Genomic DNA, 10,313 nt, shown 5'->3' on the forward strand with positions numbered 1-10,313 from the left:
GGCAGACACGGCTCGATCAACGCCCACTCCACATCCGTCACATCAAAACGCGCCACACCCAAGTTCTAACAGCCACAACCAGCCCACCACCGGACCCACCAAGATCCGAACCCCAAACAGCCCCTAGGGCCGCATCCGCACGGCTGAGACCGTCAGGCGGAGACGCCGGCGCGGAGGACGGCGTCGGGGAGGGGTCCGGTGAGGTAGCGCTGGATGGTGGGGCCGACGATCGCGACGATGGTGTCGAGGTCGTAGGCGAGGATCGGCGGGGCCTGGATGAGGTGCCGGGCCTGGGCGATGCCGATGAGGTGGCTGACGGCCAGGGTGAGGCGCAGGCCAGGGGCGTCGGGCGGCAGGCGGGGGCCGAAGGTGGTGAGGATGGTGTTGGTGGCGAAGGCGCGCAGCCGGTCGCGGGCCTGGTCGTTGGCGAACGCCGACACCAGGGTGGCGCGCAGCGGCGCCGCGGTCTCGGGGTCTTCCCACAACGCCAGGTAGGTGCGGGTCAGCTGCTCGCCCCACTGGTCAGAAGGCCCGTCGAACGCACCGGCGATGAGGCCGGCGGCCTCGGGCGGCAGCTCCATCGCGGCGGAGAACAGGCCGTCCTTGTCCTTGAAGAAGTGCCGGATCAGGGCGGGGTCGATGCCGGCCTGGGCGGCGATCGCGCGCAGGGTGGCGCCGCGGTAGCCATGGGCGATGAACTGGTCGCGGGCGGCGGCCAGGATCGCCTGCCGACTGGAGGCGTGCCCGGGCCGGCGGCCCGTCCTGCCCCCGGTGTCGACGGTCATCAGCAGCAACTCCCCACCTGCGGAACTCCACACCGAGGATATAAGCGCCACCCCCGCAATGACCACCTAACGTGCCAGATCTTAACTCCCCGTAATTCCCCAATGGTGGATTTCTCCCGTTGCGGTCTTCTACGTTCGTGGATATCCGGCTGTCAACCTTGTCGGCCGGACCGGGGGGATCCAGACGGCGGCGACCGGGGGCGCGTGCCCCTGATCGCAGGGTCGGACCCTCGTGTCATCCGCCGGTCCACGGGAGCCCGGCGTACGGCTGGAGGCTGGTTCGTGAAGTCGATGATCTTGAAGGAGTTCCTGGAACTCCGGCGGGACAAGCGCACCATGGCGATGATCATCGGGTTGCCGCTGATCCTGCTGGTGATCTTCGGGTACGCGGCGCGGTTCGACGTGACGGACCTGAAGACCGACGTGTACGGGCCGCAGGCCAAGACGGTCGCTGGCCAGCTGAAGGACCCCTTCGACGTGAAGGAGACCTCGACGTCCAAGGGCAAGGACCAGGCCGAGCAGGCGCTGCGCGAGGGCACGGTCGACGTCGCGATCGTCACCGGCTCCAGCCCGAGCGAGCCGTCGACCGCCTACATCAACGGCGCGAACCTGTTCGCCGCCCAGACCGCGGTCGCCTCGATCGCCACGAGCGAGGCCCCGATCAAGCCGGACGTGCTGTTCAACCCGGATCTGGAGACCTCGTGGGTGATGGTGCCCGCCCTGGTCGGCATGATCATGGCGTTGATCGGGACGCTGATCACCGCGATCGGCCTGGTCAAGGAGCGCCAGGCCGGCACCCTGGAGCAGCTCGCGGTGATGCCGTTCAAGCCCACGGACGTCATCGCGGGCAAGATCGTCCCCTACTTCATCCTCGGCGCGTTCGACCTCGTCTTGGTGACCGTGCTGGGGTGCCTGCTGTTCGGGGTGCCGTTCAACGGCAACGTGCTGATCTTCGCGCTCGGGTCGGCGCTGTTCCTGCTCGCCGTCCTCGGCCTCGGCGTCCTCATCTCGACCGTCTCCCAGAACCAGGGCCAGGCCATGCAGGTCGCGATGATGTCGATCATGCCCCAGATCCTCCTGTCCGGGATGATCTTCCCGCTGGAGTCGATGACCTGGGGGGTCCGCTGGATCGGCTACCTGCTCCCCCTCACCTGGTTCAACAAGATCGCCAACGGGGTGATGCTCCGAGACGCGCCTCTATCATCCCTGTGGGTGCCGCTGCTCGTCCTGGCCGCCATGGCGGTGCTGCTGCTGGGGGCGGCGGTCCTGCGGTTCCGCCGCGATCTCGCACCCGCCATGCCCAAGATCCCCGCCAAGACCACCGCGACCGCCGGAGCGGGCCGGTGAACGGCCCCACCGCCCCCGCCGCCGCGACTGGTCCGCAGTGGGGCGCGTCCGGGGTGACCGTGGTGTTCGGGAAGGGCTCCGCGCAGGTCACCGCACTGTCGGAGGTGTCCTTTCCCGTGCCGCGCGGGCAGGTCGCGGCCGTCGTCGGAGGAGACGGGGCGGGCAAGACCACCCTGCTGCGGACCCTGGTGAGCAGGGTCGGCCCGGTGTCGGGGACGGTGAGCGCGCCGCCGCAGCGCCAGTGCGCGTTCATGCCGACCGGCGCATCGGGGGTGTGGGTGGACCTGTCGGTGGAGGAGAACCTGAACTTCGTCGGTGCCGCCTACGGCCTCACCGGGCCCGACCTCGAACAGCGCAAGGCGCGGCTGCTGGAGACCGCCGACCTGGCCAAGGCCCGCGATCGGCTCGCGGGGCGGCTGTCGGGCGGGATGCGGCAGAAGCTCGCGTTCTGTATGGCCATGCTCCACGAACCCGATCTCCTGGTCCTGGACGAGCCGAGCACCGGCGTCGACCCGGTCAGCCGCGTCGACCTGTGGCGGCTCATCTCCCACGCCGCCGCCCAAGGCGCGGCCGTCGCGATGGCCACCACCTACCTGGATGAAGCCGAACGCGCCTCGACCGTCCTGGTCCTGGACGACGGCCACGTCCTCGCCCAGGGCACACCGAGCGAGGTCCTGGCCGCCACCCCCGGCGTCATCACCACCGGCACCGCCCCCGCCGGAGACCCCGACCTGTCGTGGCGGCGAGGCCGGGCCGTCCACTCCTGGCACCCCGGCCCCGCCCGACCCGGCGAGAACGCGCTGACCCCCGACATGGAGGACTCCGTCATCGCCGCCACCCTGGCCCGCCACACCACCGCCGGAGGAGTCACATGACCAGCCAGACGACCAGCGGCAGCACCAGCAGCCAGCGACCCGGGGCAGGAGCGGGGCCAGATCTGCCGTTGGTGGAGGCCCTCGACGCCGTCAAGAAGTTCGGTGACTTCACCGCCGTCGACCACGTCTCCCTCGACGTGAAGCCGGGTGAGATCGTCGGCCTGCTCGGAGCCAACGGCGCCGGCAAGACCACCCTCATCAAGATGCTCCTCGGCCTGTCCGTGCCGACCTCCGGTGCCGTCGCGATGTTCGGGCAGGCGCCCTCCCGCGACACCCGCCGCGACCTCGGTTACGTCCCTCAAGGGCTCGGCCTGTGGGAGGACATGACCGTCAAGGAGAACACCGACTTCGCCGCCGCGTCCTTCGGCAAGGGCAAGCCCCTGCCCGCCTCCCTGGAGCCGTCAGCGAACCGCCTCGTAGGGGAGATCGGCCTCGGCCTGCAACGCCAGCTCGCCTTCCACATCGCGCTCTCCCACGAACCGCGGATCCTGATCCTCGACGAACCCACCTCCGGCGTCGACCCGCTCTCCCGCGCACGGCTCTGGGACGCCGTCCACGAACAGGCCGAGTCCGGCACCGGTGTCCTGGTCACCACCCACTACATGCAGGAAGCCCAGCAGTGCGACCGGCTCGTCCTCATGTCGGCCGGCAAGAAGGTCACCGCCGGGACCGAAGCCGACATCATCGGCGACACCACCGCCTGTGAAGTCGACACCACCGACTGGGCCGCCGCCTTCGACGCCCTCGACGCCGCCGGGCTGCCCGTCACCCTCGCCGGACGTACCGTCCGCCTCGCCGACACCCCACCCCAACCCATCCACCAGGCCCTCGACGCAGCGGGCATCACTGCCACCATCCGGCAGGTGCCCGCCACGTTGGAGGAGAAGATGACCAGCATCGACCGGGCCATCCGTCACTGAGCCACGCCCGAGCGCACCCGCGTCTCCCTCGGCGCCAGCGCGCGCTGTCCGCACGATCCGCCCGCCGCCGTCCGGCACCGGCCCACCTCATCGGCCGCTGCCGAGGCGAGCCCGCAAACGAAAGGAACCGACCACGAGCACGTTCTCGGGGTGCAGAACTGGTGAGGCCGGTCTCGGCTGGGCGGGTTCAGCGGCGGTCGCGGCGTCGGCGGGCGGCGCGGATCTCGTTGTCGGCGACGTCGTCGGCCAGCAGGGTGTAGAGCTGGGTGGTTTCGGTGGAGGCGTGGCCGAGGCGTCGGCGGACGACTTCGATGGGGACGCCGGCGTTGATGAGTTCGGTGGCGTGGGCGTGGCGGAGCTGGTGGATGTCGATCTCGACTCCAGCCTGCCGGCAGTAGCCGTCCCAGCGGTGGTGGGCGGCGTCGTAGGACAGCGGCCCGCCGCCACCGTTGATGCTGGCCCGGAACGCGGGCCCGTACTGATAGCCCGCACGGCCCAGATAGAGCTTGAGGAGGGCGACGTACCCGCGGTCGTCCAGGGGCACGGTGCGCGCCGTTCCGCCCTTGCCGTGGATGCGAACGTGCTCGTCATCCTGGCGCAGGTCGAAGTCCTCGAGATCCAGGCCGCACGCCTCACCGGCACGCGACCCGCACACGTAGATCGTCTCGAACAGCACCCGGTCGCGGAGTCGGTCGAGCGGCAGGTCCTTGCGCGGGCGCCTGCTGCAGATCGAGTTGAAGACCTTGGCGACATCGGCCGCGGCGGCGGGCCGGGGCAGAGTCTTCGGCACCCTGATGGTATCGATCTTGTCCATCGGGTTGGCGTCGAGGCGGTCGTGGCGGACGGCCCAGCGGCAGAAGGAGGAGACCGCGGCACGCTTGCGTTTGCGGGTCGCGGCCGACAGGGCGCCCAGGTCGGACAGGAACGCGCGAATGGGTGCGGCGGTGATCTCGGAGACCTGGCCGTCATGGTGGGCGGTGAACTGCAGGGGGTCGCCGCGGTAGGCGCGCAGGGTCTGCGGCGAGGCGTTCGCGTTCTTCAGGTCGGTGAAGAAGTCGTCGAGATGGACGGCGAGCGGGTGGTCGCGGCCGAGCCGTTCGACGATCACCGTGTCCATGTCGCCGCCCCGACCACTGAGTGCGTGACGCTGTCGGGGATCTTGAAGACAGCCTGCTCCGGTAGATCTTGATAGGGGTGCTGCAGGTGGGGTTCGATTTGCTGGAAGGCTGTTCTCGCCCTGTGTGCATAGTTCAGCGCGGATCGTTCAAGAAGGACAGGTCAACCCGAGGATCATCGCGGCCTGGGGCCCCTTCGTCACCGACCCTTCCACCACCATCACGAGGCTCGCCTCGCAGCTCGACCTCCCGGTCAAGCTCTCCCACCTTCGGGGGCCGCGCACCTGGCACTGCCAAGTCCGCAACCACCCCCACGACCGTCGTCTCAACGACCGGCAGCCGGGCGCACGCCGCACGCATGATCATCGTCGCCAGCGAGATCGCGCCTCACGGCGATCCGTGGGCCTGCCGGTGGATCGCGCTACGGCACGCAGACGACCACATCCAGCTCGTCGCGACCCTCGCCCGCCAAGACGGACGCTGGCCCGACGCCTCCGTAACGACTGGATCAAAGATCCGCGTGGCCTGCCGCACCGCAGAAGACGCCTTCGGGCTGACCAAGACCTCGTAGGCGAGCGACCCCGCATCCAGTGGCGCGGACACCGGGCGTCCGGCGGGGACTGACCCAGCGCCGGGAAGCACGGCACGGGGCCATCCGTGGTCACCAGGATAATGGGCATTATCAAGGAGCCCTAGTCTTTGATAATTTTCGCTTTTCGCGCGACGCGTAGATAATTACGCGTTGAAATACGCGTTGTACAGGGTAGGTTGTGGGGGTGATCGACGAAGAGAACATGGTGGATGCCGCTCTGGACGGCGAGGGGCGCGGGGCTGGCAGGGGAGGGATCGTGGAGGCCGGGGTGTGTGCCCTGGACGGGTGCGGTCTGCCGCTGCCCGTGGTCGAGGGCCGGGGGCGTCGGCCGAAGTACTGCGGCAAGGCGCATGCGGATCAGGCCAGCAGGGACCGGCGGGCTGCCGACTCCGCGACCGTTGACGAGCCGCTGGCCCGGGCTGAGGCTCTGGTCCGGGCGCTGCCGCTGGCCGCCGTCGCGGAGCAGCTCGTCCGGCTTCAGGGCTTTCTGAAGGAAGCGGAGGAGGGGGCGCTCGCGCGGGTGCACCGGGCGGAGGCTGAGACCGTCTCCGCACGTCAGCAGGCCGCCGACGCCGACGGGCGTTCCGCGGCCGCGGAGCGTGCACGCGCCGCTGCGGACAAGGCCGCTGTCTCTGCGGTGGCCGCTCAGCAGGCAGCCGAGGCGCGGGCCGAGCAGGAGATCTCCGCGGCCGCGCGGGTCCGTGCCGATGCCGCCGACGCGGTCGAAGCCCACCGGCTGCTGCGGGAGGCGGCTCAGCAGGCGCAGGCCGCGGCGGAGGCGGCTCGGGATGTGAAGACCGGTGAGTTGAGGGAACTGCGTCTCGCCCTGGAGGAGTCCCAGGAGCAGGCTCAGGCCGATCTGCGGACGCTGCTGGACCAGCTCGACGCCGCACGTGCCGAGGACGCCCAGACGCGATCCGCGCTCGCCACCGTCAGAGAGGCCCTGGCGACCGCACACGGCGAGTCCCGCATCGCACGGACCGCGGCGGAAGCCGCCGAGAACGCCCTCGCCTCTGCCCGGAGTGAGGCGTCCGCCGCAGCCGAGGCGGCCGCGACCCGCGCGGCCGAGCTGACCACACGGCTGCAGACCGCTGAAGCCGAGAGGGACGCCGCCCGGGACGCGGCCGCCGGCACCCGCCTCGACCTGGCCGCTGCCCGGGCCCTGGCCGAACGGCTGGAGGCCGACCTCGCGGCGGCCCGGGCCGAGACCGACGCCCAACGCGAACGCGCCGCCCGCGCCGAAGCCGCACCTCCCTCAGCGGCTCCGCCACAGTCTGATACGCCCGGCCGCACCTCACCCTGAGCGGGGTGTCCCCGCAGCAGACGGCGAAAATCCAACGATTCTCGATGCCTTCCGATGGACGGACCCGCCCCGCGGGGTTGCAACCTGTACTCAGGTACAGGCTTAGTGCTTGTCTTCGAACTCCGATGATCGTGTAGGTACACCTGGCGGAGCCGCTTCTTACACTGGCCAGGGCGTGCGGCGACCTTGGAGGGGTGGCGTCGAAGGCCAGGACTTGCCAGTGCTGCGGTCGTGTTCTGGGCGCGAAAGTGCGTGCTCATGCGCGGTTTTGCGGTGACGCGTGTCGGCGGCGGCACGGTCGGTGGGTGGCTGAGACGCGGGTCCGGGTGGCGGCGATGCGGGATGCGTGCGCGCCGGAGGTGGTCTGCCCAGAGTGCGGTGCGGTCTGGTTGGAGGGCGTGGAGCGTCAGCGGGGGACGGTCTACTGTTCGGCGAAGTGCCGGACGAGGGCGTGGAGGGCCCGGGAAACCGGGCGGATTCGCGTCACGGTGATGGACGTTCGCCCGTTTCCTCCGGGATCTTGGTGACGTTCCTGTCCTGCCCGGCACACCTCTCTTACCTGGGCATTGTGACCATGGGTAATGAAGGCGAGACTCTCGGCGAAGTCGCTCGAATGGGTCGGGCGAGAGCCGGGAGGAGCAGGGTCATGGCGTTCACGGACGGGCACACCGGGGCGGGCGAGGACCGGATCGGCGCGGTGAGCATGGCGCGTTACGAGCAGCTGGTGGCGCGGCTGCTGGAGCTGGACGAGCAGCACATGCTGGCGCAGTTCGAGACCGGTGACGCGGCGCTGGAGATCGCGCCGTTGCAACAGCGGGGCGGCTCGCACGCGGCCGACCCTCTGTTCTCGGTGGAGGCCTTGATCGAGCGGCTGGCCGACGACACCCGGATTCCGGTGGGGACGCTGACGGGGCGCAGGTGGGTGTCGTCGCGGTGGCCGGCCGAGCGGCGGCGGCGCGGCGTCTCCTACGTGGTCCACATGCAGCTGGCGGCGATCGCCGATGAGCAGGAGCGGTGGCAGAAAATCGACGATCCTCCGCTGAACCCGCGCCCGGGCCGCCATGAGTGGACCGAGGACGCGGCCAAGGGGAGGTGGGCCGGAAGGTCAACCACCCGGTCACGACGCTGGAGAAAGTCCGGGCGATCCACGACCTGGCGGTGGACGAGCAGGTCGCCGCCACCGTCGCGACCGATCTGCTGCGCCGCCCGGACGTGGCATTCAAGGCGATGAGCGACCGGGTCGCCCGGGACTCGGTGAACCGCGCCCAGGTCGAGCGGTCCCGGCAGATCGCCGCCACCACATGCCGCCCGCGGCCGCCGAGCGGCTGGAGGAGATCCGCCAGTCGCGGGAGTTCCTGGAGCTGGTCACCGCCTGCTCGGCGTTCACCGGCGCGATCGGCCGGGCGATCCCGAACCTGCGCGGCCAGCAGCTCACTGACGCCGAGAAGGGCACGGTGCTCGGGCAGGTCGCGAAGGTGAGGGCGACGGCCGACTGGCTGGAGTCGGCGGTCAACACCGGGAACCTGTCGTTGGACGAGGGCCTGGCCGCGCTGCTGCGCGGCGAGTAGCCGGCCCGGCGACCGGCACGACGGAGTCCCGCGTCATGCCAAGGACCAAGGGGTCGGTGAATCTCGCGACCAACGTCTGCGGGGAGCGGGTGCGGATCGCGTTGATGGAGTCCCGGCCCGCCGGGCTCACCCTCAAGCAGCTCATGCAATCCACGGGAAGGTCAGCGCACCACGTCCGCAAGGGCCTGAACTACATCAAGGACACCTCCGCGCTGGAGCACCTGACGCCGCTCACCTACGACGCTAAGAACGGCTACCGGTTTCCGGTGAACGTCGCCGACTGGATCGCCTACGAGCTCGGCGGAGTCCAGACCCTGTTCAACCGGGCCAGCCGCCTCATCACCTCGACCCTCGCACCGCACGCCGCAGCGCGGCCCGAGGACGACTTCGCCCGCAATGCCCTCGACCAGATCAACGGCCTCAAAGCAGGCCTCGCGATGATCATCATGGCCGGGGCGCACCGCCGGGCCTGACCAACACCCGCCGATCGACATCACAATCGCACGACCCGACAGGAGGGGCCGGTGACGCGACGCCGCTACCCCTCCGACACCACCGCCGCGGAGTGGGCTCTGATCGAACCGCTCCTCCCGGGGGCGGCAGGCCGGAGAAGCACCCGCGGCGCGATGTCGTCGACGCCATCAGATACGTCACCGACAACGGCTGCAAATGGCGGGCCCTGCCGCACGACTACGGCATCCCCTGGCAGACGGTCTACGGGTTCTTCGCCCGCCGGGCCAGCGCCGGGGTCCTCACCCGCATCCGGGACGAGCTGCGCGAACAGATCCGCACCCGGGCCGGACGCTGCCCGCGCCCGGTCACGGCGATCCCCGACTCCCAAACGATCAAGGCCGCCGAGACGGTCGCACGCGACCAGCGCGGATTCGATGCGGGCAAACGCATCAATGGGAGAAAGAGGCATATTGCGGTCGACATCAAGGGCCTGCCGCTCCTGATCATGGTCACGCCCGCCGACCGGGCCGACCGCGACATCGCCCGGGACCTGCTGGCCCGGCTGCGGATCCTGCATCCCCAGCTCACCCTCGCTTGGGCTGATTCCGCCTACGCCGGCACCCTCACCACCTGGGCGGAACGGTTCCTGCACATCACCTTGAAGACCGTTCGCCGACCGCTTGGGCAGAAGGGCTTCATCGTCTTGCCGCGCCTTATGTGGAATCAGAGCACAGCTCGTCAAGGCCTTCGGCTGTTCCATCGATCGCAGGGCCGCATCCGGCTGGTAGGCGGGCGACCACGACCGCCACGGCATCGGCCGCGGTGTCGGCCTCGGCGATATGCCCGGTGCCATAGGGCGAGCCTGAAGCCCAGAAGATCGTGAAACGGCGGTCGGCGAGGGGGTAGATCACTGGCAGGTCGGCGGAGTAGGGGAAGCGGGTGCAGCGGCTCAGGTTCAGCGAGCTGTGGCTGCTGAAGGGGAAGAGCATGCGAAGGGCGGACTGGGCGTAGGCGGTCTCGATGAGGTCAGGGTCGATCGGCCCGCCTGGTCGTCGGAGGAGTTCCCATTGGACCTGGGTGGGGTTGCCTCGTTCGTAGGCCTCGGCGAGTTCGCCGTAATGAACGAAGGGCCAGGCCTCGTGCAGGGCCGCGAGGCGACTGCCTGTCTGCCAGGCGGCGGTCGCGCCCGATGCGGCGGCCAGGTCGGTGGTCTTGCCCCGGGCCATCGTGACGCCGCGTTCCCAGAACTCCATCAGGAACTGGGCCGCCCCGGCGAAGTTGGAGGCTAGATCGCGTGGTTCTCGCTCGCCAGGCCGGTGCCGGCGGCTGATCGATGGAACGTCTCCTCGTACTCG

Annotated in this window: 10 protein-coding genes and 2 pseudogenes; 9 read left to right on the forward strand and 3 right to left on the reverse strand. The window is 70.0% G+C overall.

All coding sequences use genetic code 11. The annotated features are described in order from the left end of the window. Positions 1 to 152: 152 nt before the first annotated feature. Positions 153 to 785, reverse strand: coding sequence for a TetR/AcrR family transcriptional regulator (locus tag ABD785_RS40885; RefSeq protein ID WP_344840235.1), 633 nt, complete (start codon positions 783 to 785; stop codon positions 153 to 155). 291 nt (positions 786 to 1,076) lie between these two features. On the opposite strand from ABD785_RS40885, the gene ABD785_RS40890 reads away from it, so the two are divergent. From ABD785_RS40890 to ABD785_RS40900, 3 genes are read left to right on the forward strand one after another with little or no spacing between them, the layout of a single operon-like run. Further along, positions 1,077 to 2,132, forward strand: a complete 1,056-nt coding sequence (locus ABD785_RS40890) for an ABC transporter permease (protein WP_344840262.1) — start codon at positions 1,077 to 1,079, stop codon at positions 2,130 to 2,132. Next, positions 2,129 to 3,007: an ABC transporter ATP-binding protein gene (locus tag ABD785_RS40895; RefSeq protein ID WP_344840238.1), complete on the forward strand. Its 879-nt coding sequence runs from the start codon at positions 2,129 to 2,131 to the stop codon at positions 3,005 to 3,007. The genes ABD785_RS40890 and ABD785_RS40895 overlap by 4 nt, the downstream gene beginning before the upstream one ends. Next, entirely contained in the window at positions 3,004 to 3,927 is a 924-nt protein-coding gene (locus ABD785_RS40900; protein ID WP_344840241.1) for an ABC transporter ATP-binding protein, read from the forward strand. Before ABD785_RS40895 ends, ABD785_RS40900 begins: the two co-directional genes overlap by 4 nt. 187 nt (positions 3,928 to 4,114) lie before the next feature. Here ABD785_RS40900 and ABD785_RS40905 read toward each other — a convergent pair whose 3' ends face one another. Next, positions 4,115 to 5,044 (reverse strand): tyrosine-type recombinase/integrase, encoded by a 930-nt coding sequence (locus tag ABD785_RS40905; RefSeq protein ID WP_344840244.1) that lies wholly within the window; start codon positions 5,042 to 5,044, stop codon positions 4,115 to 4,117. 356 nt (positions 5,045 to 5,400) lie between these two features. Between ABD785_RS40905 and ABD785_RS40910 the strand changes: the two genes are divergently transcribed. From ABD785_RS40910 to ABD785_RS40935, 6 genes and pseudogenes are all read left to right on the forward strand, one after another. Next, positions 5,401 to 5,613: a hypothetical protein gene (locus ABD785_RS40910; protein WP_344840246.1), complete on the forward strand. Its 213-nt coding sequence runs from the start codon at positions 5,401 to 5,403 to the stop codon at positions 5,611 to 5,613. 223 nt (positions 5,614 to 5,836) lie between these two features. After that, complete coding sequence (locus ABD785_RS40915; RefSeq protein ID WP_344840249.1) at positions 5,837 to 6,937, forward strand: hypothetical protein; 1,101 nt, start codon at positions 5,837 to 5,839, stop codon at positions 6,935 to 6,937. A gap of 979 nt (positions 6,938 to 7,916) precedes the next feature. Beyond that, positions 7,917 to 8,176 (forward strand): annotated as a pseudogene (locus tag ABD785_RS41445) (DUF6192 family protein); the annotation flags it as partial. Positions 8,177 to 8,238: 62 nt separating this feature from the next. Next, entirely contained in the window at positions 8,239 to 8,505 is a 267-nt protein-coding gene (locus ABD785_RS40925; protein WP_344840255.1) for a DUF6192 family protein, read from the forward strand. Between the two features lie 35 nt (positions 8,506 to 8,540). After that, positions 8,541 to 8,978 (forward strand): hypothetical protein, encoded by a 438-nt coding sequence (locus ABD785_RS40930; RefSeq protein ID WP_344840259.1) that lies wholly within the window; start codon positions 8,541 to 8,543, stop codon positions 8,976 to 8,978. 51 nt (positions 8,979 to 9,029) lie between these two features. Continuing rightward, a pseudogene (locus tag ABD785_RS40935) lies at positions 9,030 to 9,736 on the forward strand (IS5 family transposase); the annotation flags it as partial. On the opposite strand, the gene ABD785_RS40940 reads toward ABD785_RS40935, so the two are convergent. Next, positions 9,672 to 10,211 carry a DUF6193 family natural product biosynthesis protein gene (locus ABD785_RS40940; protein ID WP_344840264.1) on the reverse strand — a complete coding sequence of 180 codons (540 nt, stop codon included), beginning with the start codon at positions 10,209 to 10,211 and terminating at the stop codon, positions 9,672 to 9,674. The pseudogene ABD785_RS40935 and the gene ABD785_RS40940 sit on opposite strands and share 65 nt — an antisense overlap. Positions 10,212 to 10,313 lie beyond the last annotated feature (102 nt).

The sequence above is a fragment of the Actinocorallia longicatena genome, assembly GCF_039534125.1.
In the GTDB taxonomy this organism is placed as follows: Bacteria; Actinomycetota; Actinomycetes; order Streptosporangiales; family Streptosporangiaceae; genus Actinocorallia; species Actinocorallia longicatena.

Coding starts and splice junctions, on each gene's coding strand:
- ABD785_RS40885 (WP_344840235.1), bottom strand. CDS start 785: ATGACCGTCGACACCGGGGGCAGGACGGGCCGCCGGCCCGGGCACGCC.
- ABD785_RS40890 (WP_344840262.1), top strand. CDS start 1,077: ATGATCTTGAAGGAGTTCCTGGAACTCCGGCGGGACAAGCGCACCATG.
- ABD785_RS40900 (WP_344840241.1), top strand. CDS start 3,004: ATGACCAGCCAGACGACCAGCGGCAGCACCAGCAGCCAGCGACCCGGG.
- ABD785_RS40905 (WP_344840244.1), bottom strand. CDS start 5,044: ATGGACACGGTGATCGTCGAACGGCTCGGCCGCGACCACCCGCTCGCC.
- ABD785_RS40910 (WP_344840246.1), top strand. CDS start 5,401: ATGATCATCGTCGCCAGCGAGATCGCGCCTCACGGCGATCCGTGGGCC.
- ABD785_RS40915 (WP_344840249.1), top strand. CDS start 5,837: ATGGTGGATGCCGCTCTGGACGGCGAGGGGCGCGGGGCTGGCAGGGGA.
- ABD785_RS40925 (WP_344840255.1), top strand. CDS start 8,239: ATGCCGCCCGCGGCCGCCGAGCGGCTGGAGGAGATCCGCCAGTCGCGG.
- ABD785_RS40930 (WP_344840259.1), top strand. CDS start 8,541: ATGCCAAGGACCAAGGGGTCGGTGAATCTCGCGACCAACGTCTGCGGG.
- ABD785_RS40940 (WP_344840264.1), bottom strand. CDS start 10,211: ATGGAGTTCTGGGAACGCGGCGTCACGATGGCCCGGGGCAAGACCACC.